This window comes from Acutalibacter sp. JLR.KK004 (assembly GCF_036941085.1).
Lineage (GTDB): Bacteria > Bacillota > Clostridia > Oscillospirales > Acutalibacteraceae > Acutalibacter.
Genome location: NZ_JAYMNQ010000001.1, coordinates 1,974,992 through 2,001,234, shown reverse-complemented (window position 1 = coordinate 2,001,234; position 26,243 = coordinate 1,974,992). Strand labels below are relative to the sequence as shown.

Genomic DNA, 26,243 nt, shown 5'->3' with positions numbered 1-26,243 from the left:
GGGTGCGGCTTGTGATAGAAATAAAAGATGTTTCATTTGAATATGAAAAAGAACAAGGAACACTCTCGCATATCGACTTGCAGATTAAGCAGGGCGAATGTGTTCTTCTCTGTGGCGAAAGCGGATGCGGCAAGACCACGGTTACAAAATTGATTAACGGGCTGATCCCCCACTTTGTAGAAGGCGGCACTCTGTCAGGAACGGCTACCGTAAACGAAGTAGAAGTTGCGAAAACAGAAATGTATCGACTGGCAGAGCAGGTTGGTTCCGTTTTTCAAAATCCAAAGTCACAGTTTTTTAACATTGATTCAGATAGTGAGATCACTTTTGGTTTAGAAAATGCCGGTATTGCCCCGGCAAAAATTAAAGAACGGTTCGAGGCCACGGTTTCGGCTTTGAAAATCAGATCACTTCTTGGCCGGAATATTTTTTCCATGTCGGGCGGTGAAAAACAGAGCCTTGCTTTTGCTTCGGTATATGCCATGAATCCGTCTGTTTTTGTTCTGGATGAACCAACGGCTAATCTGGATGCAGACGCAATTGACATTCTGCGTCAGCAGATTATCCAGATAAAAAAGGAAGGACGGACAATCATTGTGGCGGAACATCGGATTTACTTTCTGATGGACTTGATTGACCGGGCTGTATTTATACAAAATGGAAAAATCGCCCGGATTTTTTCCGGAGAAGAATTTCACAAAATATCCGAGGAACAACGGATTACAATGGGGCTGCGGAGCTTGGAGCATCCGGTACTGGATCTGCCGCATACCGACCCGCCAGGAACAAAAATCGGACTTTCGGTAGAAAATATTTCCTGTGCCTTTGACAAGCAAACCGTATTCTGTGAAGTCAGCTTTGGGGCGGCTCCCGGAGAGGTTCTTGGAATCATTGGGCATAATGGGGCTGGAAAAACAACACTGACCCGCTGTCTGTGTGGTCTGCTGAAAGAAACCAGTGGAAAAATCTATCTTGACGGAAAAGCCTTGAACGCAAAGCAGCGAAATAAAGCGAGCTTTTGTGTTATGCAGGATATAAACCACCAGCTTTTTTCGGATAGTGTTTGGAATGAATGTGAATTATCTATGCCGGAGTGTCCGGCAGAGCGTATAGAGCAAATTTTGAAGGCGTTTGACCTGTTCGATTTTAAAGACCGTCACCCTATGGCCTTATCAGGAGGACAGAAACAGCGGTTAGCTGTGGCAACCGCGATTCTCTCGGATAAATATCTCTTAGTGTTTGACGAGCCGACCAGCGGGCTGGACTACCACCGGATGCTGGAAGTCAGCAATATGATTCAGAAACTAAAGACTGAAAATAAAATTATCCTGATTGTTTCACATGATTTTGAGTTTTTGAACCGGACTTGTGATAAAATATTTGACATGGAGGGATACCATTCAGAAAGGAGGCAGGAAAGTGTCAGAAATATTTGAACAAATGAATTATGGCCTCAATGTTCAAGGCATAGTTGAAACGGATGATTGTAAAGTCATGCGGTTGAATGACAGCTCTGGTGATGGCACAATGACACTTTACCAGGTATTTCCCGGAGTGTTTCTCATGTATAATGATTTTCACATGAAGCAGTGTGTTTCAGGCTTTCAGACCGATATGGACTTATTGTGTATCGACCATTGCAGGGAAGGACGGATTGAGCAGGAGGCCGGTGCTGGCGCATATAGTTATTTAGAAGCCGGAGATTTGCGTGTGGATCAGCGTATTCATCACAACGGAAAAGTGACATTTCCGCTTTGTCATTACCACGGAATATCTATTGGCTTTCAAATGAGTGTCGCTGCGAAAGAAATCCCGGCTCATATGAAGGATTTTTCCGTTGATATTTACGAATTACAGAAAAAATATTGCAGTGATACAAAACCTTTTGTAATTCCCGGCGAACCGGCAATCGAGCACATTTTTTCTGAATTATATAATGTACCTCTCAAAATCAAAAAAGATTATTTCAAGATTAAAGTGTTGGAATTGCTTCTGTATTTGGATGCCTTAGAGCTGTCAGGGCATACGGAGGAACGGCCATACTTTTATAAAGGACAGGTAGAAAAAATCAAAGCAATTCAGGCACTTCTGACAGAGGATTTAACTAAGAATTATACATTGGAGGAACTATCAGAACAGTTTGATATTGCATTGACACCGCTCAAGAACTGTTTCAAAACAGTATAGGGTTGACAATCCATGATTATGTACAACGCCGCCAGTTGACCGAAGCTGCAAAACTGCTTGTTCTTTCCGACAGACCAATCCTTGAAATTGCGCTTTCTGCCGGATATGAGAGCCAGCAGTCCTTTACGGATATTTTCAAAGCCATGTATAAAAAATCCCCCAACAGGTACAGAGAGGAAGAAGAATTTTATCCATTGCAGCTAAGATATATCTTGAATGAAAATCCTACAAATTTAGAGGAAAAAGAATGGCAGGATAAAATCGTCTTTGCAACAAAGGAAGATATACCCAAATGGATAGAACTGGTTCACCTTGTCATTGACGGTTTCCCGCACTTGGACGAGAAGCAGTACCTTGCACAGTTACAGGAGTATATCAAAAATAAGCGGGCATTGATTTTGAAAGACGCTGATACGGCAATCGGGATTATGGCATTTAACGAGGTGACAGGGAGCATTGATTTCTTTGGGGTACACCCACAGTATCGGAAAAGAGGGATAGCAAAAGCATTTTGTGAAAAAGCATTGTATGAACTTGCACGTTCCGCACAGATTAGCGTGACGACTTTTCGGGAGGGTGACAAGGCAGACACAGGCTATCGGGAGATATGGGGAAGCCTTGGCTTTGCCGAAGCGGAATTGCTAATTGAGTTTGGCTATCCGACACAGCGGTTTATACTTCACAAAGAAAAATCGGAGGGCGAGGACAATGAGTGACCTAAATTCATTATCACAGAACTTTACACTAAAGTCGTTGCTGAAATTTTCATTTCCGACAATCTTGATGATGATATTCATGGGGCTGTATACTGTCGTTGACACAATTTTTGTAGCACGATTTGTAGATACAAATGCACTTTCGGCATTGAATATTGTCTGCCCTGTTATCAATCTGATTGTCGGTCTTGGAACGATGCTTGCAACAGGAGGAAGCGCGATAGTAGCCCGCAAAATGGGAGCAGGAGAACATAAAAGGGCGGCACAGGATTTTACGCTTATTATCTCAGCGGGCATTTTGTTAGGTGTATTGATTGCAGTGTCGGGAACGGCTTTTTATTGACAGGATTATCTGGGGGCTTGGAGCGAGCAGTATTTTATTTCCATACTGTAAAGAATACCTTTTTATCCTGCTGTTATTCACGCCCGCAAGTATCCTGCAAGTGCTTTTTCAAAATCTAATCGTCACAGCGGGACATCCCGGAATGGGTATGGTGCTTGGCGTAAGCGCGGGAATTGTAAATATTTTACTGGACTATATTTTTATGGTGTCGCTTCATATGGGTATTAAGGGGGCGGCGTTTGGTACGGGCATTGGCTATATGATACCGGCGGTGATTGGATTATGGTTCTTTTCCGCAAAGAGAGGAAACCTGCATTTTAGGAAGCCAGTCATAGATTTTTCCGTATTGGCTGAAAGCTGTTCCAATGGTTTTTCGGAAATGGTAAGTCAGGCGGCAACAGTGGTTACAACATTCCTTTTTAACCGCATTATGATGAAACTGCTTGGAGAAAACGGAGTTGCGGCAATCACAATCATTATCTATACACAGTTTTTATTGAGTGCCCTTTACATAGGCTTTTCTATGGGAGTAGCCCCTGTTATCAGCTATAACTATGGGAGGCAGGACGAAAAACAGCTAAAGAATGTATTTTCTATTTGTATGCGGTTTATTGTCTTTGTTTCGGTCACTGTTTTTGCAGTAGCTTATATTTTTGGTTCGCCATTAGTTGGTGTTTTTGCAGAAAAAGGAATGCCTGTTTATGAAATTGCACGAAACGGATTTTTGATTTTTCCCTTTAGCTTTTTGTTTTGCGGGCTGAACATTTTTACCTCTGCCACATTTACAGCATTATCAAACGGGAAGCTGTCAGCAATTTTGTCGTTCTTACGACCTTTCGGACTGATTACAGTGCTGTTGCTTACATTGCCGAATGTCTTGGGTGTAACGGGTGTATGGCTTGCAGTACCGATAGCAGAGCTAATCACTATGGTTGTAGCACTGGTTTTTCTTTATCAGAACAGGGAAAAGTATCACTACGCATAAAAAGGATTTTCATGCCGTCCGGCGGTTAATAAAAAACCGTTGTGTGGCGGCAAAATCATCATGCGCCAAAACAGAATAGAAGCGGCTGAACGGCGGTTTTGAAATAACAATCAAAGCCGCCGTTTTTATGTGGCAGAATGACTTTCATAGATATGGCGGTATTGTGAGGTACTGCTATGTCTGTTTTTTATTTCATGGATAGTTTTCATTATGGTGAATTGTCAAAAAAATCCTGTCTTGTGGAACGGGATATTCTGCCTATGAGTATGAATACACATATCATTTAGTATGTCTTGATAACTCGTATTACCCAAATGCCTATGCCGCTTTATGCTGTATGGGCGTTTGTTGTAATAGCCCCCTACTGGGAAGAAAGGGGGTGAGAGAAAATGAGATATTCTGAACAATTCATGGAGCATATTGAATATGCTTTCCATGCGTTCTGCAAGGTTGTCCTGCGCCATGAAGCCATAAACGCATGGCGGGATTTGAAGCGGAAAATGGAACGGGAAATATCCCTTGACTATCTGATGTCAGAACGATATTTTGAACCGTCTGTTATGGACAGCTACTTTGAAAAGCGGGACAAACCGACCGTATTTCTTGTGTTGGCAAAGGAAGTTATTGTTGATGATGAACGGTTAGCGACAGCATTATCAGAATTGCCGGAGTTAAGGCAAGAAGTTTTGTTGCTTTATTACTTCGTCGGCTATCGTGATGAAGCAATCGGCAGGCTGTACGGGCGTTGCAGAAGTACGATAAACCACACAAGAAATGTTGCGCTGAAACAGTTGCGGAAAGAATGGAGAGATTGGAACATGAGGAACAAAAAGCTGATACCTTTTGAAGTAATCGAAAAAGCCGTTGCCGGAGAGCTGGAAGCGGTAGACGCAGTATTGCGATATTACACCGCACACATCAAATATCTGTCTATGTATAAGGGGTATATCAATGACGATACACAGGACAGGTTAAAGGCGAAACTGGTTGAAGCCATATTGAAATTCCGCTTCGACAGGTAGGTAGCAAAGACAGGATAAAGCTGTCAAGGGTAAACTTTGCGCTTCGCGCCCTTGGCAGCTTTTCCCGCCTTTGCTTGTGGGTAGTCAAGAGGGCGAAATCAGTAGACTGCTTTCGCCCTCGATTTATTATGGGGATTGTTACGCAGTAGAAGGTGTTTTACCCTTGATTTATGCGGCTTTGCGGGCGCTAAAATGACGGGGTAAGGGTTTTATATGTCTGCCCTCAAAAATAGCGTTCTATTGCGTAACAAAATGAAAAAGACAGGTAAGAAACGGTTTGCTTCTTACTTGTCTTTTTCTGCACCCTGTATGGCAGTTACCCTATTTCAGTTTGTTGGTTGATACTGTTTTATGAGTAGCTATCATAGGCAGGCGCTTTTGTATTTGCACCAAAACCAGGGGCATGTCATAGTATGGGAGTGCCCGGCCTGTTTGTATATGGGCGGGATTCAGGTGTGAAGGGTATGAGCCTTAATGAGCAGACAAAAGAAAAATTTTCACCATACCTTTGGGGTGCTGGGCGGCGACATGCGCCAGGTATATCTGGCACAATCCATTGCGGCCGACGGGTTCCCTGTGTTGACAAGCGGCTTGGAAAAGGCCCAGGGGGAGAGGCCGCCGGAGCCGGTGGATTCTGAGCAATTATGCAGGCAGGCAGACGTCATTCTGCTGCCATTGCCTGCTACCCGGGAAGGGGAGACGCTGAACATGCCCCTATCGACCGAGGGCATAAAACTGGACGAGGAATTTGCCGCCAGGTTTTGCGGCAAGCAGGTGCTGGGCGGCATGACAGGGAAGCTGGCTGCCAGCGCGGAGGGCTGGAGCCGCGTATCTTTGCGGGACTATTACCAGCGGGAAGAACTTTTGATAGGCAACGCGGTGCTTACCGCCGAGGGCGCTATTGGGGCGGCTATAGCAGGCCACCCAGGCTCTATCAATGGGGCGCGGTGCCTTGTCACAGGCTTTGGGCGTATTGGCAAGGCCCTGTGCCTTGCTTTAAGGGGGCTGGGCGCCCAGGTGGATTGCGCCGCCAGGAAAGCCTGGGATTTTACCTCCATACAGGCGCTGGGATGCAGCCCGGTGCAGTATGGGGAAATTGGCGGGGGGTATGACCTTATCTTCAACACCGTCCCCCGTGTAGTGCTGGGGGCAGCGGCGCTTTCCAGACAGTCTCCGGACTGCCTGCTGCTGGAGCTTGCCTCTCTGCCCGGAGGCATTGACCTGGAAGCCGCCGGGCGGCTGGGCCTGCGGGTGCAGCAGGAACCGTCCCTGCCTGGGCGCATGTCGCCTAAAAGCGCTGGAGAGCTGATTAAAGAGACGGTTTACAATATGCTGGAGGAGACAGAGAATTAGGAGAAAGGATGCTGGTTTTACAAGATGAAAACCGTAGGGTTTGCCATGTGCGGTTCCTTTTGCACATTATCAAAGGCTGTTGAGCAAATGGAGGGCCTGCGGGAGCAGTATAACCTGCTGCCCATAATGAGCCGGAATACCTATGAGACAGACACCCGTTTCGGCAAGGCCCAGGATTTTATAGACAAAGCGGAAAGCATATGCGGCAGAAAGGTTCTGCATACCATACCGGAGGCCGAGCCTATCGGCCCGAAAGGGCTGGTGGACGTGATGGCAGTGTGCCCCTGCACAGGGAACACCTTGTCAAAGCTGGCCTTGGGCATTACGGATACCCCGGTGACTATGGCGGTGAAGTCTGCTTTGCGCATTGGCCTGCCGGTGGTGCTGTGCCTTGCCAGCAACGACGCCCTGGGGGCTTCCGGGCAGAATGCGGCCCGACTGCTGAACACAAAAAATATCTATTTCGTGCCTATGAAGCAGGATGATCCGGAGAAAAAACCTTTTTCCCTGGTGGCGGATTTTTCCCTGCTAAAGGAAACAATCCACGCCGCCCTGGAGGGCAGGCAGCTTCAGCCCGTGTTTCGCTGACAAACAAGCCCTATAGTAAACGAACTTGAAAATCGGTATATACGATTTTCAAGCCGGGTGGCTGCGCCACCTGGTTCAAAAGATGTATTCCGCTTCTTTTGAACTGCGTTAACTATAACCAGCCCAGCAAGGCGAAAACAGGATTTCCGCCTTGCCGGGCTGGTTTGTATGCTGAGCAGAGGCAGTAAAAAAAGCCCCTGCCCAAAAGGACAGGGGCCGGAGCTGACAGAAGGGGGGAGTCAGCCCCGCTTCTTGCTGGCAAAAAGGGATTGCAGGAGGGACTGGGGACGCTCTAAAACAGCCACATCCTCCTGAAGGAAAGCCACTGGCTGAAGTCCGGCCTGCACAACCAAACGGCCCGGATGCCGGTGGAGCATGGGAAATTCGCTTTTGGGGATGCAAACAGATTGTTCTACAAAGTTATACATAACCAAACCTCCCTTTCTCTATCGCTGCGCCTCCTGCTTTTTAGGGGCGCTTTTCTGGTTTTTACTATTTTGCGGGGAATAAATTCCCTGCTTCATTGAACACATTATAGCATATACCTGCAAGATTTTCAACATCTTTGTGCGAATTTCATAAAATAATTTTTCCCACATCCCAAAATTCATTTTTTTGACATGCAGAAAGCTCTTCTTCGTAAAAAGAGCAGATTGGTGCAAAAGTGTATTTTGAAAGTTGCAGATACTCTGCCGCTTTAGCAGCGTAGCGGGGGAAAACTTTGCCGCGCAGATAAAACAGAGCCGCCCGCTTTCTGAGCAGGAGGCTCTGTTTTGGGGCAGATTTAAATCCTGGGTCAGGTGGGCTTCCGCTCCCGGAGGATGGCGTCCAGCACCCGGTGGGCCGCTTCCTCCTTGCTCATAAGGGGCAGGGCTTCCTCCCAGGAAGGGGTGATAAGGGTGAGCACGTTTGTCTCCCCGCCAAAGCCCGCCCCTTCCTGGCGCAGGCTGTTAGCACAGATCATCTGAATGCCTTTTCTGGAAAGCTTTTGACGGCTGTTTTCCACCAGGTTTTCCGTCTCCATGCTGAACCCGCACAAAAATTGTCTTGGCTTCCGGTGCTGGCCCAGCCAGCCCAGGATGTCATCCGTACGCTCTAAAGGCAGGCTTAAATCGCCCTCCTCCTTTTTGATCTTCTCTCCGCTTACCTGAGCAGGCCGGTAATCCGCCACAGCCGCTGTCTTGATGATAATATCATGCTCTTCCGCCTGGCTCTGCACAGCCTGGAACATATCCAGGGCGCTTTCCACGTCAACCGTTTCCACATAGGCGGGCTTTTTCAGGCTGACAGGCCCGGAAATTAGCGTGACCTGCGCTCCCCTGTAGGCGGCGGCCCGGGCTACGGCATAGCCCATTTTTCCGGTGGAATGGTTTGAAATGAACCGCACCGGGTCAAGCCGTTCCCGGGTAGGGCCGGCTGTCACCAGAATCCGCAGCCCTGTTAAATCTTTTTCATACCGCACCGCGTGATCCACCGCCTCCAGCAGATCCTCCGGCTCGGGCATTTTCCCTTTGCCTGTGGCGCCGCAGGCCAGGTGTCCTGTGGCAGGCTCTATTACCTCCCAGCCATAGCGGCGCAGGGCGCTGAGATTGTCCTGGGTTACCGGATTTTCGTACATGCGGGTGTTCATGGCTGGGGCAATAAGCTTGGGGCAGTCGCAGGCCAGAATGGTGGTGGAGAGCATATCGTCCGCAATGCCATGGGCCGCCTTGGCGATGATGTTTGCGGTGGCGGGAGCCACAAGCAGCAGGTCTGCTTTGTCTGCCAGAGCCACATGCTCCACATGGCTTTGGAAATTCCGGTCAAAGGTATCCACCATGACCCGGTTGTGGGTCAGGGATTCAAAGGTGTGGGGGCCGATAAATTCTGTGGCGTTCTTGGTGAGCACCACCTCCACATTATATCCCCGCTGGGTAAGCTTGGAGCACAGCGCCGCTGCCTTATAGCAGGCAATGCCGCCTGTCACCCCCACTACGATTGTTTTTTTCTCCATAAAAAAGTCCCCCTCTTTTTACTCTAACAGGAACATCTCTGCCCTGTCCTGTATTTTTTTAGCACATTCTTCGGCGGAGGTCAAGTCATTTTGGAAATACTCGTTGAAAATTTTATTGATATCCTGCAAAAGCATTTCGTTGTTTGTCAGCAGGCTGATGGCATTTACCCGGCTGGCCCAGGCATCGGCTGCTTCCACAGCCTTTTCATCGTCCGGGAACATGCCCTTGGCCAGCTCCAGGGCATTGCGGCGGTTCAGCGGGGTGGGGCCGAAATAATCCCCTTCATAGGGCTTTTGCCCCTCCAGTTCCATTTCGCTTAGGAAGAACCGGATAAACCGCCAGGCAAGTTCCTTGTTTTCGCTTGCCACAGGGATGCCTACTGGCCCCACCACTGCCCCGAAGGGGATTGTGCCGTCTGAGGCGGCCAATTGAATGGCAGGGGTAGCGGTATCCGTGCCCTCATACAGCGGGCGCTGGTCTGCCCCTAGTATTTCCGCAACCTGGTCGTTCATAAACAGCCTGCTTGATAACTCCAAGTTGGAAAAGCCCGCATATTCTGTGTCAAAATCCAGCAGATTGTTCCAGCTTACAGTTTTCATAGTGCGAAGCAGTTCTGTAAAGGCAGGATCGTCAAAGCTGGCAGTTTCCTCTTTTTCCTTCAAATAGCGCTGAAGCTCTGTGTGGAAGCAGGTATAGGGATTATAGGTGGCTCCTACAAAATAGCTGTCTTTTGCTGCGGCTCCAGCGTCCTTGGCCCTGTTATACCACTCTATCATTTCCGGGAAGCTGGCGGTTCCGGGAGCCTCCTCCAGGCTTGCGGCTGCGAGCATAGCCTTGTTCAGCCGCATCCCGTTTACAAGAAAAGCCAAGGGCAGGCCAGCGGCGCTGTCCTTATACGTCACTGCGTCCAGCACATTGGTGTACAGTTCATCCTTTTTTACAGCGGGGTCGTTATCTATCCAGGCCAGCAGGTTTTCAAATACACCCGCCTCCACGCAGTCAAAATAGGGCAGATAGTTCATGTCCACCAGGTCTGCCGGGGCCTCGCCACCCATCAACTCTACGATGGTCTGTTGGGCATAAGTTCCCCTGTCTGTGCCTGCGCCTACAAGTTCTACGGTCACATTGGGATATTTTTTGTTGAAGTGCTTCACCCACCTGCTCCAGTAAAATTCATCCGGGGTTTTCAGGGTCAGGGTGCCGCTGATATCTGTATCTTCTGGCGCAGGATCGGAAGCACTGCTTTCCGGTTGGGACTCCGGGGCGGCGCTGCTTTTCGTCAGTTCGTCAAACTTTTCGTCCTGTTCGGATTTCTGGTTGCAGGACGTGAGGGACAGGATAAGGCACAGGGCTAACAGAATGGCTAAAAGTTTTTTGCATTTCATAGCGAAATCTCCTTTCAGGTTCTGAAATCATTACTCATGCAGCCAGATGTCCACCCGGCCCTGTATTTTCTCTGCGCACTGTTCGGCGGTGGTGAGGCCGCTGTTATAAAACTCATCCAGATATTCCTGCACGTCCGGGGAATACAGCTTCCGGTTTACAAGCCCCATGGAAAGGTATTCATCCATCTTCTGGGCCAGGGCCTCTCCGTCAATCTCCTTGCCGGTTTTACCCACCAACTGCTCATATCCGATTGTGCCGGGCACAGTGGAAAATTCTTCTGCCAGCAGGGCAAAGTTCTTTTTGTTCAGCGGGGCGTTCTGGGAATAGAGCAGGCTGCCAAAGGATTGCTCGCTGGTAAGGATGGTTGATTCCCGTTCCCCCAGGCAATAGGAGATAAAGGCCCAGGCCAAGTCCGGGTTTTTCATGCTGGAGGGTACGGCAAAATCGTCAATGGAACTGACTGCCAGCCGCCCCTGGGTATCTGTTACAGGATAAGGCCCTGCCAGGTATTCCATATCAAAGCCGATATCTGTCAAGGCAAATATATTCATGTTGGTGACGCAGGCTAAGGCCGTGCGCCCGCCTGTAACAAATTGATAGGCATATGGATCCTGGCTTTCATCCAGGCTGGTTTCTTCCCCGGAAGCCTGGTAGCGCAGCAGTTCATGGACTAAATAGGCGTTTTGGGCATACATGTTTGCCATCTTGTCCAGGTTAGGCTCCGCGTCGTCCAGAGCGTTGGTGCGCTCCAAAAACCGGGTGAACTCTGGAGACTGGAAGCTGGCGGCTCGGCCATCCACGTCGATATAAGCAAACTTCTCCTCGCCAAAGAGGAAATCCTTGCCCTGCTCTCCGAAAAGCAGCTTGATTTCCGGGTTTGCGGCCCTGGCCTGCTCGTACCAGTCCAGGAGCATGTCGCTGTTCAGCGTGGTGATGCCTGACGTGTCCACGTTTATGCTTTCCATGGCTTTCCGGTTCAGGTACATGCCGTCAAAGTAGAAGGAGAAAGGCATGGAGGTAAGCTTTCCGTCTACAGAAACAGCGTCCAGCACCTGGGTGAAGTATTCGTCGGGGTTGATGGTAGGATCGCTGTCAAAATAGGGCCGCAGATCCAGAAGCACCCCGCTTTTGGAGATGTCATACAGGTTCAGCTTGCCGGGAGGGGAGTAGAGGATATAGTCCGCCTCGCCGCTGACCAGCTCTGCCCGCACCTGGGCGCAGTAGCTGTCCCGGCTCTGGTTCACATCCGGGATAGCGCTGATATTGGTTTCCGCATAGTCAACTGTAATGGTGACGTCTGGGTTTAAATCCATGAATTCTTCCGCCATAATCTCCAACTGGGAAGGGCTTTCGATACGCGCCCAGGAGGAGACGGTAAGCTCTCCGCTCAGGGAACCTGCCGGGGCAAATTCCGGTTTGCTTGCAGGCTCACTTGTTTCGCTACTTTCGGGCTGGGACTCCGGGGCGGCGCTGCTTTTTGTCAGCTCGTCAAACTTTTTGTCCTGCTCCGATTTCCGTCCGCAGGACGTGAGGGACAGGATAAGGCACAGGGCTAACAGAATGGCTAACAGTTTTTTGCATTTCATAGCGAAGTCTCCTTTCAGGTTCTGAAATCATTACTCATGCAGCCAGATGTCCATCCGCCCTTGGATTTTTTCGGCGCACTGCTCAGGAGTAGTCAGCTTGCTGTCGTAAAATTCGGTGAGGTATTCGCTCATGTCGATCACATGGGTTTTGCCATTCACCAAGGGCATGGAGAGAAATTCATCCAGTTTTTTGACGGCAAGATCCGCGTCCAGATTTTTTTGGTGGAAATCCTCTAAATAGTAAGATGCGGTTTGGTACATCATGCTGCTGGTGCGGCAGAATTCCATCTGTTTGGCAAAATTTTTCTTGTTGATGGGAAGCCGCGCCGTGTAGTAAGCCTGGCCCGCCTTCAACTGCATATCCTCCCGTTCGCTGATGCAGTAGGAGATAAATTTCCAGGCCAAGTCCGGGTTTTTCATGGTTGCGGGAATGGCAAAATCCTCCGTAGTATATACGCCAAGCTGGCCCTTGGTGCTTACGGCAGGATATGGCCCCGCCAGGTTTTTCATCAGCCCGCTGACCAGCCCCAGCTCTTGGGCCGCAATGCCGGTAGGGGCTGCCACAGCCTGATGGGCGTTGTCATAGAACTGCTGCCAATACTCGTTTATAAACTCCCGGTCTAATTCCTCGCCGCTGAATTTCTTCTCCATAAACCACTCCACCGTAAGAATATCCTCGCCGAGGAACTGGTAGTGGCCCAGGGCCTCCTTGTCCGGCTCTTCCAAGGCCCCGGTACGGGTTAAAAACTCAATAAATTCCGGGGAGTTGAAGGAAGCGGTTTTGTTTTCTAAATCCACGTAGGCTGGGGCCTCATACGTATAGAGGAATTCCTGCGTAAGCGCACCAAAGGAGGCTTGTGTGCTGGGGTCAATGGCCTTGGCCTGCTCATACCAGTCCAAAAGCATCTTATAGTCGATGGCCTGTATGCCGTCCAAGTCCACCTTCATTTTCTCCATCAGGGGGCGGTTGAGCATCATGCCCTCAAAACTGAAGCTAAAGGGCATGACCGTGTATTTGCCGTCCACAGACATGGCGTCCAGCACCTGGGTATAGTAATCGTCAGGGTTGATGCTGGGATCGTTTTCAAAATAGGGCCGCAAATCCAGAAATACCCCGCTTTGGGAAAGACCGTAAATGTTCAGTTCCTCAATGGGGGAATACAGAAGGTAATCCGCCTCGCCGCTGCCCAGTTCCGCCAAAATGCGGCTTCGGGCCTGTTCCCGACGCTGGGCGCGGGGCATGTCATCAAATATGCTGGAGATAAATTCCACGTTGATTTTCACACCTGGGTGCAGCTTCATAAATTCCTCTGCCAGATACTCTACAGCGGTTTTCGCAATTCCGTCTGACGTATCGGCAGGCCCCAGCACCGTCAGTTCCCCCGTAAGCCCTTCCGGGTCTACATGAGGCGTAGGCTCCGGGGTGGGGGCGGCTTCGCTGCTTTCTCCAGGAGCACTGGAAGCCTCGCTCTCCAGGGCACTTTCAGGGAAAATGTCAGCAGCGGAGCTGTCCTTCCGGGTCAGCTCGTCGAACTTTTTGTCCTGCTCCGATTTCTGATTGCAGGCGCCAAGGGATACAACCAGGCACAGGGCCAGCAGCAGGGAAAAAAATTTTTGACCTTTCATAGGATAACCTCCCTTATGGTAGAACGTATTTGAACATTATTGAAAAATTATGTATATATAGTATAGCTTTCTTTTCGGAAAAAAGCAAGGAAACAGCGTGAATGAACAGGGGGTCTGTTCCCGATATTTCTTCCAGATGGGGCCATTGTGAAAAATTTGCACACACATTCCAGCGGCCTGTGGGGAAAAAGCAAAAAAACCACGGTAAACCGTGGCTTTTCTGCTTTTGATGAGGATGTATTGTTGAAATTACTTGTACTCAAATTTAGCGGCAGACAGGAGCGCTGATGCCATTTACGCTTACGTAGAACACATCTGCGTTGGCAGCGGCAACGGCGTAATTCTGCAGGGCACGGGCCTGACGCCGGGCCATACGAGCGGCCTTGCGGGCCTGATGGGCATTCTGGTTGATAATGCGGGAAGTATATACAGATTCTGCCTTCTTATTCATTGTAAACTCTCCTTTAAAAGTAGATTGTCATTTTGTAAGCTAAAAATGGTTTAGGCTGTCTGGAGGGGAAGGATGAAGCCGTTGATGTTCTGGTAGGAAACATGGGTGTCGGCAAACTCCCCGGCAAAGCGCTCGAAAGCACTGGCCCGGCGGCTCAGCTTCTGCTGGGCGCGCTCTTCCTTATAAACCTGGCTGTTGGATATATCCTTGGAGTTAAAAAGCTTATTCATAGTATATTTCTCCTTTACTGTGCAAAGTTATTTGTTGTGTTTGGGTTTTCAGGCGGTCAGCAGAGGAAGAATGAAGCCGTTGATGTTCTGGTAGGAAACATGGGTGTCGGCAAACTCCCCGGCGAAGCGCTCAAAAGCGCTGGCCCGGCGGCTTAACAGCCGCAGCTCTCTCTTTTCCTTCTGGGTCTTTACAAAGTTCTGCAATTTCTTTTCGCTATAGTTATTCATAAAACATTACCTCTCTTCTCAAATCAAGCCCGTCTCTTTTTCCTGCCGGATTTTACAGCCGGCATACGGGAGCAGCGATACCATACACATTCACATAACAGACATCACGGTTGGCCATAGCCCTTGCGGCACGATCGAAATCTGCCGCCATCTGGGATGCTTTGCGGGCAGCTTTTCTCTTGTCATGCGCTGCTTTGTTCATCATCTTGGAAGTGTAACCGGTTTCTACTTTCTTGCTCATGAGTACTACCCCTTTCTTAATTGTCTTTCTTCAACTCGTCTGTGTTCTCTTTAGCTTACGTGCTTATTATAAACCGGATTTATAAAGATGTCAAGGGTTTTTATAAAGAATTTTTGAAAAAATTTAGAGAAGTTTATAAACCCAAAAATTTCACTTCACACCAGTAGTTTTCAGCAATTTAGCACAGTGCATTTATGAAATGGCATTGGGATACCGGGGAATCCCAGGATAGGAGGGGGTTATCCAGGCGGCAAACCCGCTGGGAATCTGTTGGGCAATAAAAAACCCCCCTGCCTATGCAGGGGAGCGGTTATCTCCCTATATAATAGTATACCAGATAGAGCGCAAAAGAATTTATAAACTCTTTAGAGGCTTTATTTCTTGGTCAGATCCCGCACGCTGTCCCGTTCCACCAGCTCTGTGGGAAGTTCCAGCTTCAGGCAGGGATTCTTAAAACCTTGCTTTTTCAGGCGGTGCAGGTTTTGCAGCATCAGAACGCACTCCCGCCCCATCAGGTGGCGGTAATTCTTAATACTGGTGATATTGGGTTCAACCATGGTGCAGATAGAGCGGTTGTCAAAGCCAATAACAGAGATGTCTTGCGGCACCCGGTAACCACAGCGCTCCAATGCCTTGATAGTGCGCCAGGCTTGGCGGTCGTTTTCCGCCAGAAAGGCAGTGGGCAGCTTGGGCGCAGATTTCAGCAGGTTTTCCAGCCTGTCGGGATCGTAAATGTCCTCGCTGGCGCCAGCCTGGAAATAGTAGCTCCTGTTGTCCGGCAGGCCATATTCCAAAAGAGCCTGATGGAAACACCGGCGGCGCTCCCGCTGGCTGTCATGATCCCAGCCGCTGTATACATAGCCAATTTCCTGGTGCCCTTTTTCCTTTAAATATCGCACCGCGCTGAAAACACCCTGCTCGTTGTTGATGGAAACGCTGCTCACCCGCACATCCGGCCTGTAAGAATCCACCAGGACGCAGGGAATGTCCAGGCTTCTGATATCATTCAGCGCGTGTTCGTCCACGTTGCTTATCTGCACAATGGCCCCCATGGCCTCTCCGCCGTTTTGCAGCAGGCGGCGCAGGTTGGCGTTTCCCTGGCAGCTCATGTGCAGCACCATCAGGTTATACCCGTTCTCCCGGGCTTCCATCTCCGCGCCTTCCAGCACTGCCGGATAAAAGGCGAAGCGGTCGTCGGCCTCATCGCTGCTGGTGTAAATTAAGTAGGCTATCACCTGCCGGGAATGGTTTGCTGGCTGGGCAGGCTCATCCTGCCGGCCGGAGGAGGGCAGGCACCCTTCACAGCACATGCTTTCGCAACCCAGCTCCTGGATTTTTTCCAGCAGGGAGTGGCGCAGGGAATCGCTGATGCCCGGCTTGTTATTGAGCACAAGAGAGATGGTAGCAGGGGAAACCCCCAGCTTTTTCGCTAGTTCCTTTGCTTTCATTGGCCTGCACACCCCAGCACGTTTTTATAAACTTTATAAAGTATACTGCGTTTTCTTTGAAATTGCAAGTCCATGAGGACAATATTTCAGAAAAATTTATGTCGCTCCCAGAAAAATGTGTGGATAGTCACGTAAATCAGCCCCTTTTTGCAGGCAGATTTACTAAAGCATAGCTTGGGGAAAATCCCTAAGCAGGGCAAGCGCCGCAAAAAAAGCCCGCCCTTTCCCATACGCAGCAGGAAAAGGCAGGCTTTTTCCGTAAACCGGTTTTATTCCACTTCAAACAGCGCTTCCGTCTCTACAGGCATGTTGCCGGGCAGCACGCTCATGCCGATGGCAGAACGGCTGGGCGCGCCGGCTTCCTGCCCGAAGAGATCCACCAGAAGCTGGGTGCCGCCGTTTGCCACCTGGGGCTGCTCATAGAAATCCGGGGCAGAGGCCACAAAGCAGGTAACCTTCACCGCGCTTTTCACCTTGTCCAGGTCGCCAATCTCCCGCTTCAGCACAGCCAGCACGTTGAGCATACAGCCCCGGGCGTAGGCAAAGCCCTGCTCTGTGGTTACATCTTCTCCCAGCTTTCCCGTGATGGCGCTGCCATCTGTGGAAGGCCCGCAGCCGGAAATATATACCAGGCTGCCCCCAAAGCGCTTTGCTGGAGCGTACATGCCGCCCTTTGCGGGAGGCTCGGGCAGGGTAAGGCCCATTTCCCGTAATTTTTCTTCAATCCTGCTCATTGTCAATCTTCCTTTCTGTTTGTCAGTTTTCCCGCCGCAGCACCTTTCCAGCGCCAGAAGCGGGTTCGCAGCCGTTTACCAGTATTTTTGTCAAGCCAGAGGCCGGTTGTTTGGGGTTGTCCCAGGTGGCCTGGTCTGTAAACCTTGCCGGGTCAAACTGCAGGATGTCCGCCGCCATGCCGGGTGCCAGCAGGCCCCTGTCCCGAAGCCCCAGCCGCCTGGCAGGTAGGGATGTCATTTTCCGGATGGCTTCCCCTGTGGAGAGCAGCTTTTTCTCCTGGACGTATTCCCGCAGGAACTTGGGGAAGGAGCCGTACAGCCGGGGATGGGGCATGCCGCCCCCGCCGTAGAGGGAGTCGGAAATCAGGGAAACATACGGCAGGCAGAGCACCCTGTCCACGTCTGCCTGGGCCATGCTCATAACAATAATTCCTGCCTTACCCTGGTTTTCGCTGCACAGGCGGCAGAAAAGCCCGCTTTCTGAAAGTCCTGTTTCCCGGGCGGCTTCCGTAAAGCTTTTTCCCGCAAGGCTTTGCCATGCCGGGTTTGCCGCAGAGCTTATAATAATGCGCTCCCAGCCGATGGAGGAAACCATATTGTCCCAGCCGGGAAACTCCTTCTGAATTTCGCCGGCCAAAAGCGCTTCCCCTTCCCGGGCGCCTAAAAAGCCGCATACATCCGGGCCAGCCGCTGTAAGCACAGTGGGAGGGAGGAGGGAGAGGATGGTGGTGGAGCCGCCTGTATAGGGGTAGCAGTCGGCGGTGGCGTCCTGCCCGGCAGAGCGAGCCTTTTCCAGAGCGGAAATGGCACGTTCAATGCCTGTGCCATGGTTTTTCAGGCCTGTCACTTTAAAGTGGCTGACGTTCACTCCCGTCCCGGCTTGCCTGCCAATTTCCAGCACTTCCTCTACCGATTCCGTCAAGGTGTTGCCCTCTCCCCGGATGTGGGCGGTGAGATACCCGCCACATTCTCCAGCAATGCGGGCCATGAAAGCGAAATCTTCGCAGGTGCTGTAGCACTCCGGCGTGTACATAACGCCGCAGGAAAGCCCGAAAGCGCCGACATCCATGGCGTCCCGGATATAGCCTTCCGCCTTTTTTCGAGATTCCCCGTTAAAGGGCACGTTCCCAAAACCCTTTGCCGCTGTGGTGACAGCCCCGGTGGCTGCCAGCACCCCCAGGTTCAGGGAATGCTTTTTGGCGGCAAGGGCTTCCATAAAGTCGGACACAAGAGGGAAAAAGCTTTCTTTTGGGGCCTTGCCCAGACATGGCTCCAGGAAATCGTATAAATCCTCCCGGTATCGCGGGGCGCAGGGGGCAGGGGCCAGGCCGCAGTTGCCCATAACGGCGGTGGTAATGCCCTGGGCCAGTTCAATTTCGCCAAAATCTGAGTCGTACAGGGCGGCCAGGTCGCAGTGGCGGTGGGCGTCTATAAAGCCGGGGGTGATAAGTTCCCCTTGGGCGTCCCAGATTTCCGCGTCCAGCTCCCCGAAAGAGGCGGGGCCAACAGCGGCAATTTTGTTCCCGTCTACCAGCACTTCTCCCGGATAAGGCTCTTTGCCTGTGCCGTCGCAAATCAGCGCGTTTTTAATATGCAGCATACCGTTACACCAACATGCCCCGGGCCGCCACAGGCAGGCTGGTAAGCTGGCCCCGCTCGTACAGGAACAGCTTGTTTTGCAGGTTCACAGCCGGGCACACATGGACGGGGATAAGCTCCAGAAGCTGCCCCACCCGCAGGCCGGTTTCCCCGTCTGCCGCTGTGACAATGCCATGCTCCTCGCTCATGCGGCGCAGGGTAAGGTTTTCCTGGGGCTTGCCCTCCTTGTTTAAAATTACGGCATAGCCGGGATAATAGTAAGGCGGCACGCCTACAGGCGCGTCCATGGGAAAGGTTTTTACCCCGCCGTCAATTACGGCTAAATCCGGACGGGGCGTGCTTACCACTGTGCAGTACAGGCGCACTGCAATTTGGGAGAACTGGGCGCAGCCCTCCTTCATCACCATCCAGTCGTTGAAAATGTAGGTGCCGGGACGCACCTCTGTGGCAAGGCCCGTCTGGGCAGCCAGCAGGCCCGTGGGCGTGGAGCCGATGCTGACATCCTGGATGTCCACCCCGGCGGCCCGCAGGGCTTTGGCGGTTTCGTCCATCAGCCGGGCCTCCTCCAGGGCGGCGGCCTGGGCGTCCTCTGTGGGAGCGCCTTCCAATATTAGGCTTTTGAAAGTGTAAATGCCTGTCAGGCGCAGATTCCCCAGCTTGTTGATTTCCGTTCCCAGTTCCACGCACTTTTCCCGCAAAGCGCCTGTGCGGGCCGCTCCTGTGTCCACCTCCAGGCGCACTTCGCAGGAAACCCCTGCGGCTTTGGCTGCGTCATCTAAAGCCCTGGCCCCTTCCAGGCTGTCCACTGCCAAAATCAGCCGGCGCATACGCCTTTGCAGTGCCAAAGCCCGCTTCACCCGGAAATCCCCCACCATGGGGTAAGCAATAAAGATGTCCTGGGCGCCGCCGCACACCATCACTTCGGCTTCGCTGACCTTGGCGCAGGTAATGCCCTTAGCCCCGGCCTGCAACTGCAAATTGGTGAAATAAGGGATTTTGTGGGTTTTGATGTGGGGGCGCAGAGCGCACCCGCAGGCAGAAACGCCCTCCTGCATCCGGGCAATATTATCCCGCATAATCCCGCCGTCCACCACCAGAGAGGGCGTTTCGGGCAGCTCCATCTTCCCTGCGCGGATTAAATCAAATATGGTTTCCATTGCAGACATCTCCTTAAAAAGCAAATTTAGGGCTTGTTTGAAAAATCGCAAACGCCGTCCTTTTGTCCAAAACATGCGGCTTCCGCCTTGAAACCGCTATGTTCTGTCTCAAAAATTCAGCCCTTTTTCTTGTTTTCAAACAAGCCCCGGGCTGTAAAGGCGTTTTTTATTTTTATAATACTATACACAGAAAAAGAGCGGAAGATATCGAAATATCCTTTAATACTATCACAATCATGCATAAAGCAACCCTGGAGTTCCCGCCGCCCGGCAGATGAGGCTAAGAAGTGAATCCTGGTTCCCAGCGGCTTTTCTGTCCTTTCTTCTCTGGGGACATTATATCATAAGCGCGAAGCGCGTTGATATATGCCCATCGCCCGTCTGACCAAAGGGAAGGAACCGGGCGGGGCAATTTTAATCAAATATAATAACCGCTTTGCGGTTATTATATCATAGAATATTCGGATGTACAAGCGGCAAGGCTTGCAATTCCCCCAAAATTGTTGTATAATTTAACTGAAAAATTTTTGCCGCGAAAGAAGGGGGTTCGGTATGATGACAGGTATATGGCTTGGGATAACCATCGTGGCGGCAGTGGTGGAGGCTGCTGTGCCGGCGCTGGTATCCATTTGGTTCGTGCCCGGGGGCCTGGCTGCCCTTATCTGCGCGTTGGCAGGAGGGGCTGTGTGGCTGCAAATAGCGCTGTTTTTGGCACTGTCCTGCCTGGCGCTGGTTTTCACCCGGCCTTTGGCAAAGCGCCTGCAAAAGCCGGAGCCTGTGGGCACCAATGCCGACCGGGTGCTGGGCGCCCAGGGGGTTGTCACCGAAGACATTGACAACCTGCTTGCCCAAGGGCGCGTGTCTGTGCTGGGCAATAGCTGGGCTGCCCGCAGCGCGCGGCCGCAGGAAAAAATCCCTGCTGGGGAGCAGGTGACGGTGGAGCGCATTGAGGGCGTGAAGCTTATCGTTGCCCCCAAGGAATAAACACGATTTGGAGAGGAGCATTTTTATGGAAGGTTTGATTTATCTGGAACAGCTCGCTGGTTCTTTAGGCTGGATTGTGCTGGCTGTTTTCGTGCTGGCTGTCATTGTTTCCAACATCAAAGTTGTGCCCCAGGCCCACGCCTATGTAGTGGAGCGGCTGGGCGCGTTTCACGCTTCCTGGGGGACGGGCCTGCACTTTAAAATCCCCTTTTTAGACCGCGTTGCCAAAAAGGTGAGCCTGAAGGAGCAGGTTATCGACTTCCCGCCCCAGCCGGTTATCACCAAAGACAATGTCACCATGCAGATTGACACGGTGGTGTATTTCCAGATTACCGATCCCAAGCTGTATGCCTATGGCGTGGAAAGCCCCCTGTCCGCCATTGAGAATCTGAGCGCTACCACCCTGCGCAACATTATCGGCGACATGGAGCTGGATCACACCCTTACCTCCCGGGATGTGATAAACTCGAAAATCCGGGTAATTCTGGACGAGGCCACTGACGCCTGGGGCATTAAGGTCAACCGGGTGGAGCTGAAAAACATCATCCCGCCTGCGGAAATCCAGGATTCCATGGAAAAGCAGATGAAGGCCGAGCGGGAGCGCCGGGCGAAGATTCTGGACGCGGAGGGCGAGAAGCGCAGCGCCATCCTCATTGCGGAAGGCCAGAAGGAATCTGCCGTGCTGCGGGCCGAGGCTGTGAAGGAGACAAAAATCCGGGAGGCCCAAGGCGAGGCCGAGGCCATTCTTTCCGTGCAGCGCGCTTTGGCAGACGCCATCAAGCTGATGAATGAAGCCGCCCCCAGTGAGCAGGTGATTGCCCTCAAGAGCCTGGAAGCTTTCGGCAAGGCAGCGGACGGCAAAGCCACCAAAATCATTATCCCCTCCAATGTCCAGGGGCTGGCTGGCCTTGCCACCACCCTAAAGGAATTGGTGGAGAAATAAGGCTGGGGAAACGGAAAGCCAAAGCTTAATTTATCCGGAAGCAGGAGTGGAGAATTGTGGAAGAGAAGCAGGACTTTTTATCGAAAATGAGCCAAAAGGCCCAAGAGGCTATGGGCAGCGAGACAGCCCAGAAAGCGAAAGAAAAGGCAAGGGAGATGGCGGAAAGCGCTGCCCAGAAAGCCCAGGAAGCCTGGAGCAGCGAAGCGGCCCAGAAGGCTAAGGAAAAGGCAAGGGAGGTGGCAGGAGCCGCTGCCCAGAAAGCCCAGGAGGCCTTGAACAGTGAAACCGCCCAAAAGGCTAAAGCTGCCGCCGGAGTCGCTGTGCAGGAGGCCCAGCAGGCCGTCAGCGAGGCAGTGGCGGAAACGGCAGAGCAGGCCCAGCGGGTGTATGCCGCCGCCCAGGCAGGGGAAGGCGCCGCTGCTATAAAAAAGGCAAAATTCAGTAAAAAGACACTGGTTGCTTTTGGCGTTGTGGCGGTGCTTATCATTGTGCTGCTGGGCATTGCCGGGATAACCTCCGGGGGCGGCAACACAGAAGCGAAGTTTATTAGCAAGGCGCAAAAGCTGTTGGAAACGGATTTTGAAATTGTGACGGACAAGGAAATGGGGATGAAAACCCAGGACGGATCCACACAATATTATATTATCCATAAACCATCTTTTGATAAAGAGGATCCCTGGGGCTGTATAGTGAATCTGAATGCGGAAAAAGGGAAGGTTGTGGAGGCTTCTATCATAGTCGGGCACAATAACCCTACTGGGGCGGCCGGGATTATTACAGGGTCTATTGCTTTTATCCGGACGCTTGATCCATCCCTTTCAGAGGATGAAGCCAGAACTATGGCGGCACAGGGAATCTCTGGCGGCGGGTTTGACAAGACCGTTAATGGTATAACGTATCTGATAGGCGATGGCGGCAACGGTTATATTTTTTCCGCTGTTGTCCAAAAGTAAATGAACGAAGAAACTTTAGGACGGGCGTGCCCTGGAAGGACTGGCGGAGAAATAGGAACGGCAAAGGGCCTGGCGGACAACCAGGCCTTTTCTGCGGCAGGGGACGGACAGGGAATGGAGAAAGCAGGTGATCCCTATGCGCGTAATCATTTCCCCCGCAAAGAAGATGAACGTGGACACAGACAGCTTCCCTGTGTCGGGCCTGCCCCGGTTCCTGCCCCAGGCCGGGCAGATTTTAAAGGCGATGCGGGCTATGCCTCCCGGGGAACTGCAAAAGCTTTGGAAGTGCAATGACGCCATTGCCAAATTAAATGTGGGGCGCCTGCGCCATATGGATTTGCGGCAGGGGCTTACCCCTGCGGTTTTGTCTTATGAAGGCATCCAGTACCAATATATGGCCCCTGGCGTGATGGAAGCAGAACAACTGGCATATTTGCAGGAGCATGTGCGGATTTTATCCGGATTTTACGGAGTTTTGCGCCCTTTTGACGGTGTAACGCCGTACCGCCTGGAAATGCAGGCCAGGCTGCCGTTGGAGGGGTTCAGGAACCTCTATGCCTTTTGGGGCGGCAGGCTGGCGGAAGCGCTGGCAGCGGAGACGGATTTCATAGTGAACCTGGCTTCAAGGGAGTACAGCCGGGCTGTACTGCCCCATCTGCCTTCCGCGGTGGATGTGCTCACCTGTGTGTTCGGCCAGCGGAAGGATGGGAAAGTCTTGGAAAAGGGCACCAGATGTAAAATGGCCCGGGGGCAGATGGTGCGGTGGCTGGCAGAAAACCGCATAGAAAAGCGGGAACAGCTTCGGGCTTTTTCCGACTTGGGATATCATTTTGAGGCAGGATTATCAACAGAAAATCAATTTGTGTTTATAGAAGGAGGACGCTGAAATGCTGGAAACTGGAATGAAAGCCCCGGAATTTACGCTGCCCGACAAAGACGGCAATATGGTTTCCCTGTCCGGTTTTGCGGGCCAAAAGGTGGTGCTGTATTTTTATCCCCGGGACAACACCCCTGGCTGCACCCGTCAGGCCTGTGCCTTTGGGGCGGCTTATGAGGACTTTCAAAAAATGAACGCTGTGGTCATTGGCATCAGCAAGGACTCTGTGGCATCCCACCAGAAGTTTGCCGCGAAAAATGACTTGCCCTTTATCCTGCTCTCTGACCCGGAGCTTGCCGCTATCCAGGCATACGGCGTGTGGCAGGAAAAGAAAAACTATGGCAAGGTGAGCATGGGCGTGGTGCGCTCCACCTTTGTCATTGACGAAAATGGCAGCATTGAAAAAGTGATGCCCAAGGTGAAGCCGGACACCAACGCGGCGGAGATTCTGGAGTATCTCAGGCAGGCGGAGTAATTCCCATAACCTTGCGTTTTAGACATAGAAAGAAGGCCCCATGCTTTTACGGGGCCTTCTTTCTGCCTCCCAGCGCGCGCTTTGTGCGCCTTTGCGCCCAGCACCATTTCCACAGGAACACCACTGCGGCGCAGGAAGCAAACAATACCAGTTCCCAGAGGAATACGGCGGGCAGGGGGTGCAAGTATTTTTTGAGAAAGGTAAAAAGGGGCTTTGTCAGGTTTATAGCGGCGTCTCCCAGCAGATAGCAGCCGAAGGTGAGCCTGCCAAGGCCCCAAACGCTTTTTTGTACTTTTTCCGGCAGGGGAAACCGGGTGTATGCGTATTTTATGATGATATACAGGCAAGCTGCCGAGGCGGAAATGGGCAGGTAGGTTGCGTTGTCCAAAACCAGATAGTTTTGGGGGTTTTGTTGAAAGAGCTTATAGGTGGCAATTGTTTGCAGGGCAGTGAGCAGCAAAAACAAGGCTCCGGCAATGCCTGCCCTGGCCTTTGTAACAGGCATATATCGCTCTATGGCATAGCCCCACAGCACCATGCCCAAAAACGGGCTGAACAGCCCTTGAGAGAAGCGGGGAGAGAGATAAAACTCCGGAAGGAAGATCTGTGCTACAGGCACAGCACCCAACACCCCTACAGACAAAACCAGGATCCATTGCAGGGCGCGCCTGTCCAGTGCTTTTGCCATACACTGCAAGGCCGGCAGTATGCAAAGAATGGCAAGGTAAAGATACAGATACCAAAAGGCGTTGGTGATATTGCCATGCAGCAGTTTTCCCAGAAAGTCCCGCAGGCCCAGGGGCGTGCCCTTGCGCCAGGCATAAAAGAAATAGTATCCTGTGGAGAAAACAAAAAGCACCAGTCCTGTGCGCAGAAGCCTTTGCGCGGATTTTTCCGGGGTGTCGCTTTTTTCCAGCAGCAAAGCGCCGGAAACCAGCAGGAACAGGGGAACTGCCGTCTTGCTGGCAAAGAAATACGCTACGGAAAGGAACCAGGTGGGGGAAGGAGAGGTGTCCAGGAAAATGGAACTGTTGGTGTGGTTGACAAACACCAGGAAGCAGGCTAGTATCCGCATACATTCAAGATAGGCCTTTTTTTCCTGCATAGCTCTCTCACCTCGAAAAAATTTTTTAGTGGGATATCCCACTAAATGAGGAAAGAGCCCTTTCCTCATTATGATATACTTGTTTTATCAATAAAAACGATAACATGCCTGCCATTTTTTGTCAAGCCTTTTGCGTTTAGAAAGGAAAATATGCGATAAAGGGAATGCCTAAATTCTTTGGAACAGGCATTCCCTGTGATTCTCCCCTTGCGGCTTTTTCAAAACCGTATTATAATAGAGGGGCAGGAAAATCCTGCAAAGAGAAAAAGGAGAACTGCAGAATGCTGATAAATGTGATACAAAGCCTTTCCGACGGCCGGGGCGTGGACTGGGGGCAGGCTCTGGCCCAGGTGCTTTCCGTAGGGTTTGTGGTGCTGTGCGTGCTGCCCCTGCACGAGTTCGCCCATGGCTGGGTGGCTTGCAAGCTGGGGGATCCCACAGCGAAAAACGCGGGGCGGCTTACCCTGAACCCTTTTAAAAGCCTGGATCCCTTAGGGGCCTTGGCTATCCTGCTGGTAGGCTTTGGCTGGGCCAAGCCCGTTCCCGTAAACCCCCGGTATTTCAAAAACCCCAAAAGAGGCATGGCCCTTACAGCCCTGGCAGGCCCTCTTTCCAACCTGCTGGCAGCGCTTTTAGGGGCTTTCCTTGCCACAGGCCTGGCGGCGGGGTCTGCCCGCCATGGGTTTAACGCCGCCACGTATTTTATTTTCCAAGTCCTCTATTACTACGTGGTGGTAAATATCTCTCTGGCGGTCTTTAATCTGGTGCCTGTCCCGCCTTTAGACGGCTCCCGCATTGTAGGCATGTTTTTAAGCGATCGCGCCCTTGCCGCTTTCTATAAAAACCAGCAGGCCCTTTCTTTCATCCTTATGATCCTGCTGGTGTCCGGCAAGCTTTCCGGGCCTTTTTCCATGGCCCAGCAGGCGGTAGCCAATGTGATATTCCGCGTTGCGGGGCTGCCCTTTGGGCTTTTTGGCCTGTAACGTGAAAAATTAAGGAAAAAAGGAACGGTGCCGGGTACGAAAAGCAGGT

Annotated in this window: 28 protein-coding genes and 1 pseudogene; 15 read left to right on the top strand and 14 right to left on the bottom strand. The window is 51.5% G+C overall.

The annotated features are described in order from the left end of the window. The first annotated feature begins 11 nt into the window (after positions 1 to 11). From VSQ30_RS10945 to VSQ30_RS10905, 9 genes and pseudogenes are all read left to right on the top strand, one after another. On the top strand, positions 12 to 1,436 hold the full coding sequence (locus tag VSQ30_RS10945; protein ID WP_502876235.1) for an ABC transporter ATP-binding protein: 1,425 nt from the start codon (positions 12 to 14) through the stop codon (positions 1,434 to 1,436). Next, positions 1,420 to 2,187: an AraC family transcriptional regulator gene (locus VSQ30_RS10940; RefSeq protein ID WP_334464052.1), complete on the top strand. Its 768-nt coding sequence runs from the start codon at positions 1,420 to 1,422 to the stop codon at positions 2,185 to 2,187. Before VSQ30_RS10945 ends, VSQ30_RS10940 begins: the two co-directional genes overlap by 17 nt. Before the next feature lie 2 nt (positions 2,188 to 2,189). Continuing rightward, positions 2,190 to 2,903 (top strand): GNAT family N-acetyltransferase, encoded by a 714-nt coding sequence (locus VSQ30_RS10935; RefSeq protein WP_334464050.1) that lies wholly within the window; start codon positions 2,190 to 2,192, stop codon positions 2,901 to 2,903. Further along, positions 2,896 to 3,246 carry an MATE family efflux transporter gene (locus VSQ30_RS10930; RefSeq protein ID WP_334464048.1) on the top strand — a complete coding sequence of 117 codons (351 nt, stop codon included), beginning with the start codon at positions 2,896 to 2,898 and terminating at the stop codon, positions 3,244 to 3,246. Before VSQ30_RS10935 ends, VSQ30_RS10930 begins: the two co-directional genes overlap by 8 nt. Beyond that, positions 3,218 to 4,231 (top strand): MATE family efflux transporter, encoded by a 1,014-nt coding sequence (locus tag VSQ30_RS10925; protein ID WP_334464046.1) that lies wholly within the window; start codon positions 3,218 to 3,220, stop codon positions 4,229 to 4,231. The genes VSQ30_RS10930 and VSQ30_RS10925 overlap by 29 nt, the downstream gene beginning before the upstream one ends. A 389-nt stretch (positions 4,232 to 4,620) precedes the next feature. After that, positions 4,621 to 5,078 (top strand): annotated as a pseudogene (locus tag VSQ30_RS10920) (RNA polymerase sigma factor). Next, on the top strand, positions 5,050 to 5,253 hold the full coding sequence (locus tag VSQ30_RS10915; RefSeq protein ID WP_334464043.1) for a helix-turn-helix domain-containing protein: 204 nt from the start codon (positions 5,050 to 5,052) through the stop codon (positions 5,251 to 5,253). Before VSQ30_RS10920 ends, VSQ30_RS10915 begins: the two are co-directional and overlap by 29 nt. Before the next feature lie 474 nt (positions 5,254 to 5,727). Continuing rightward, complete coding sequence (locus tag VSQ30_RS10910; protein WP_334464041.1) at positions 5,728 to 6,606, top strand: dipicolinate synthase subunit DpsA; 879 nt, start codon at positions 5,728 to 5,730, stop codon at positions 6,604 to 6,606. 24 nt (positions 6,607 to 6,630) lie between these two features. Then, complete coding sequence (locus VSQ30_RS10905) at positions 6,631 to 7,194, top strand: dipicolinate synthase subunit B (RefSeq protein ID WP_160642084.1); 564 nt, start codon at positions 6,631 to 6,633, stop codon at positions 7,192 to 7,194. A gap of 239 nt (positions 7,195 to 7,433) precedes the next feature. Here the strand turns inward: VSQ30_RS10905 and VSQ30_RS10900 are convergent, their stop codons facing one another. The 13 genes from VSQ30_RS10900 to VSQ30_RS10840 form a co-directional block, all read right to left on the bottom strand. Further along, positions 7,434 to 7,622 carry a hypothetical protein gene (locus tag VSQ30_RS10900; protein ID WP_334464040.1) on the bottom strand — a complete coding sequence of 63 codons (189 nt, stop codon included), beginning with the start codon at positions 7,620 to 7,622 and terminating at the stop codon, positions 7,434 to 7,436. Between the two features lie 368 nt (positions 7,623 to 7,990). Further along, complete coding sequence (coaBC, locus tag VSQ30_RS10895) at positions 7,991 to 9,187, bottom strand: bifunctional phosphopantothenoylcysteine decarboxylase/phosphopantothenate--cysteine ligase CoaBC (protein WP_334464039.1); 1,197 nt, start codon at positions 9,185 to 9,187, stop codon at positions 7,991 to 7,993. 18 nt (positions 9,188 to 9,205) lie between these two features. Then, positions 9,206 to 10,573, bottom strand: a complete 1,368-nt coding sequence (locus VSQ30_RS10890) for an extracellular solute-binding protein (RefSeq protein ID WP_334464037.1) — start codon at positions 10,571 to 10,573, stop codon at positions 9,206 to 9,208. 30 nt (positions 10,574 to 10,603) lie between these two features. Beyond that, positions 10,604 to 12,160, bottom strand: coding sequence for an ABC transporter substrate-binding protein (locus VSQ30_RS10885; RefSeq protein ID WP_334464034.1), 1,557 nt, complete (start codon positions 12,158 to 12,160; stop codon positions 10,604 to 10,606). Positions 12,161 to 12,190: 30 nt separating this feature from the next. Next, positions 12,191 to 13,786 carry an ABC transporter substrate-binding protein gene (locus VSQ30_RS10880; RefSeq protein ID WP_334464031.1) on the bottom strand — a complete coding sequence of 532 codons (1,596 nt, stop codon included), beginning with the start codon at positions 13,784 to 13,786 and terminating at the stop codon, positions 12,191 to 12,193. 265 nt (positions 13,787 to 14,051) lie between these two features. Next, the gene (locus VSQ30_RS10875) at positions 14,052 to 14,237 is read right to left on the bottom strand and encodes a hypothetical protein (protein WP_160642078.1); all 186 of its coding nucleotides are present in this window, start codon (positions 14,235 to 14,237) and stop codon (positions 14,052 to 14,054) included. A gap of 50 nt (positions 14,238 to 14,287) precedes the next feature. Then, positions 14,288 to 14,467: a hypothetical protein gene (locus VSQ30_RS10870; protein WP_334464029.1), complete on the bottom strand. Its 180-nt coding sequence runs from the start codon at positions 14,465 to 14,467 to the stop codon at positions 14,288 to 14,290. Positions 14,468 to 14,515: 48 nt separating this feature from the next. Continuing rightward, a complete protein-coding gene (locus tag VSQ30_RS10865; RefSeq protein ID WP_160642076.1) occupies positions 14,516 to 14,695 on the bottom strand; it encodes a hypothetical protein in 180 nt (59 codons plus the stop codon). Between the two features lie 52 nt (positions 14,696 to 14,747). Beyond that, positions 14,748 to 14,936: a hypothetical protein gene (locus VSQ30_RS10860; protein ID WP_160642075.1), complete on the bottom strand. Its 189-nt coding sequence runs from the start codon at positions 14,934 to 14,936 to the stop codon at positions 14,748 to 14,750. Between the two features lie 374 nt (positions 14,937 to 15,310). Then, positions 15,311 to 16,384, bottom strand: a complete 1,074-nt coding sequence (locus VSQ30_RS10855) for a LacI family DNA-binding transcriptional regulator (protein WP_160642074.1) — start codon at positions 16,382 to 16,384, stop codon at positions 15,311 to 15,313. A gap of 269 nt (positions 16,385 to 16,653) precedes the next feature. Then, entirely contained in the window at positions 16,654 to 17,118 is a 465-nt protein-coding gene (locus tag VSQ30_RS10850) for a RidA family protein (RefSeq protein ID WP_334464026.1), read from the bottom strand. 22 nt (positions 17,119 to 17,140) lie between these two features. Beyond that, positions 17,141 to 18,718: an N-acyl-D-amino-acid deacylase family protein gene (locus VSQ30_RS10845; protein WP_334464024.1), complete on the bottom strand. Its 1,578-nt coding sequence runs from the start codon at positions 18,716 to 18,718 to the stop codon at positions 17,141 to 17,143. Positions 18,719 to 18,722: 4 nt separating this feature from the next. Beyond that, entirely contained in the window at positions 18,723 to 19,874 is a 1,152-nt protein-coding gene (locus VSQ30_RS10840) for an alanine racemase (protein WP_334464022.1), read from the bottom strand. Between the two features lie 552 nt (positions 19,875 to 20,426). Between VSQ30_RS10840 and VSQ30_RS10835 the strand changes: the two genes are divergently transcribed. The 5 genes from VSQ30_RS10835 (at position 20,427) to bcp (ending at position 24,106) form a co-directional block, all read left to right on the top strand. After that, positions 20,427 to 20,858 carry an NfeD family protein gene (locus VSQ30_RS10835; protein WP_160642071.1) on the top strand — a complete coding sequence of 144 codons (432 nt, stop codon included), beginning with the start codon at positions 20,427 to 20,429 and terminating at the stop codon, positions 20,856 to 20,858. Positions 20,859 to 20,883: 25 nt separating this feature from the next. After that, positions 20,884 to 21,801, top strand: coding sequence for an SPFH domain-containing protein (locus tag VSQ30_RS10830; protein WP_334464020.1), 918 nt, complete (start codon positions 20,884 to 20,886; stop codon positions 21,799 to 21,801). A 56-nt stretch (positions 21,802 to 21,857) separates the two neighbouring features. Beyond that, entirely contained in the window at positions 21,858 to 22,754 is an 897-nt protein-coding gene (locus tag VSQ30_RS10825) for a hypothetical protein (protein ID WP_334464019.1), read from the top strand. 136 nt (positions 22,755 to 22,890) lie between these two features. Continuing rightward, positions 22,891 to 23,640 (top strand): peroxide stress protein YaaA, encoded by a 750-nt coding sequence (yaaA, locus tag VSQ30_RS10820; protein ID WP_334464018.1) that lies wholly within the window; start codon positions 22,891 to 22,893, stop codon positions 23,638 to 23,640. Position 23,641: 1 nt separating this feature from the next. Continuing rightward, the gene (gene bcp / locus VSQ30_RS10815; protein ID WP_334464017.1) at positions 23,642 to 24,106 is read left to right on the top strand and encodes a thioredoxin-dependent thiol peroxidase; all 465 of its coding nucleotides are present in this window, start codon (positions 23,642 to 23,644) and stop codon (positions 24,104 to 24,106) included. Positions 24,107 to 24,152: 46 nt separating this feature from the next. Here the strand turns inward: bcp and VSQ30_RS10810 are convergent, their stop codons facing one another. After that, positions 24,153 to 25,211: an acyltransferase gene (locus VSQ30_RS10810; RefSeq protein WP_334464016.1), complete on the bottom strand. Its 1,059-nt coding sequence runs from the start codon at positions 25,209 to 25,211 to the stop codon at positions 24,153 to 24,155. 281 nt (positions 25,212 to 25,492) lie between these two features. Between VSQ30_RS10810 and VSQ30_RS10805 the strand changes: the two genes are divergently transcribed. Further along, on the top strand, positions 25,493 to 26,194 hold the full coding sequence (locus tag VSQ30_RS10805) for a site-2 protease family protein (RefSeq protein ID WP_334464014.1): 702 nt from the start codon (positions 25,493 to 25,495) through the stop codon (positions 26,192 to 26,194). Positions 26,195 to 26,243 lie beyond the last annotated feature (49 nt).

What these genes read in the sequence shown, in the direction of transcription:
- VSQ30_RS10890 (WP_334464037.1), bottom strand. Translation starts at nt 10,573, where the DNA reads ATGAAATGCAAAAAACTTTTAGCCATTCTGTTAGCCCTGTGCCTTATC.
- VSQ30_RS10840 (WP_334464022.1), bottom strand. Translation starts at nt 19,874, where the DNA reads ATGGAAACCATATTTGATTTAATCCGCGCAGGGAAGATGGAGCTGCCC.
- VSQ30_RS10805 (WP_334464014.1), top strand. Translation starts at nt 25,493, where the DNA reads ATGCTGATAAATGTGATACAAAGCCTTTCCGACGGCCGGGGCGTGGAC.
- coaBC (WP_334464039.1), bottom strand. Translation starts at nt 9,187, where the DNA reads ATGGAGAAAAAAACAATCGTAGTGGGGGTGACAGGCGGCATTGCCTGC.
- VSQ30_RS10885 (WP_334464034.1), bottom strand. Translation starts at nt 12,160, where the DNA reads ATGAAATGCAAAAAACTGTTAGCCATTCTGTTAGCCCTGTGCCTTATC.
- VSQ30_RS10880 (WP_334464031.1), bottom strand. Translation starts at nt 13,786, where the DNA reads ATGAAAGGTCAAAAATTTTTTTCCCTGCTGCTGGCCCTGTGCCTGGTT.
- VSQ30_RS10855 (WP_160642074.1), bottom strand. Translation starts at nt 16,384, where the DNA reads ATGAAAGCAAAGGAACTAGCGAAAAAGCTGGGGGTTTCCCCTGCTACC.
- VSQ30_RS10915 (WP_334464043.1), top strand. Translation starts at nt 5,050, where the DNA reads ATGAGGAACAAAAAGCTGATACCTTTTGAAGTAATCGAAAAAGCCGTT.
- VSQ30_RS10875 (WP_160642078.1), bottom strand. Translation starts at nt 14,237, where the DNA reads ATGAATAAGAAGGCAGAATCTGTATATACTTCCCGCATTATCAACCAG.
- VSQ30_RS10850 (WP_334464026.1), bottom strand. Translation starts at nt 17,118, where the DNA reads ATGAGCAGGATTGAAGAAAAATTACGGGAAATGGGCCTTACCCTGCCC.
- VSQ30_RS10905 (WP_160642084.1), top strand. Translation starts at nt 6,631, where the DNA reads ATGAAAACCGTAGGGTTTGCCATGTGCGGTTCCTTTTGCACATTATCA.
- VSQ30_RS10835 (WP_160642071.1), top strand. Translation starts at nt 20,427, where the DNA reads ATGATGACAGGTATATGGCTTGGGATAACCATCGTGGCGGCAGTGGTG.
- VSQ30_RS10900 (WP_334464040.1), bottom strand. Translation starts at nt 7,622, where the DNA reads ATGTATAACTTTGTAGAACAATCTGTTTGCATCCCCAAAAGCGAATTT.
- yaaA (WP_334464018.1), top strand. Translation starts at nt 22,891, where the DNA reads ATGCGCGTAATCATTTCCCCCGCAAAGAAGATGAACGTGGACACAGAC.
- bcp (WP_334464017.1), top strand. Translation starts at nt 23,642, where the DNA reads ATGCTGGAAACTGGAATGAAAGCCCCGGAATTTACGCTGCCCGACAAA.
- VSQ30_RS10930 (WP_334464048.1), top strand. Translation starts at nt 2,896, where the DNA reads ATGAGTGACCTAAATTCATTATCACAGAACTTTACACTAAAGTCGTTG.
- VSQ30_RS10870 (WP_334464029.1), bottom strand. Translation starts at nt 14,467, where the DNA reads ATGAATAAGCTTTTTAACTCCAAGGATATATCCAACAGCCAGGTTTAT.
- VSQ30_RS10865 (WP_160642076.1), bottom strand. Translation starts at nt 14,695, where the DNA reads ATGAATAACTATAGCGAAAAGAAATTGCAGAACTTTGTAAAGACCCAG.
- VSQ30_RS10830 (WP_334464020.1), top strand. Translation starts at nt 20,884, where the DNA reads ATGGAAGGTTTGATTTATCTGGAACAGCTCGCTGGTTCTTTAGGCTGG.
- VSQ30_RS10910 (WP_334464041.1), top strand. Translation starts at nt 5,728, where the DNA reads ATGAGCAGACAAAAGAAAAATTTTCACCATACCTTTGGGGTGCTGGGC.
- VSQ30_RS10860 (WP_160642075.1), bottom strand. Translation starts at nt 14,936, where the DNA reads ATGAGCAAGAAAGTAGAAACCGGTTACACTTCCAAGATGATGAACAAA.
- VSQ30_RS10810 (WP_334464016.1), bottom strand. Translation starts at nt 25,211, where the DNA reads ATGCAGGAAAAAAAGGCCTATCTTGAATGTATGCGGATACTAGCCTGC.
- VSQ30_RS10845 (WP_334464024.1), bottom strand. Translation starts at nt 18,718, where the DNA reads ATGCTGCATATTAAAAACGCGCTGATTTGCGACGGCACAGGCAAAGAG.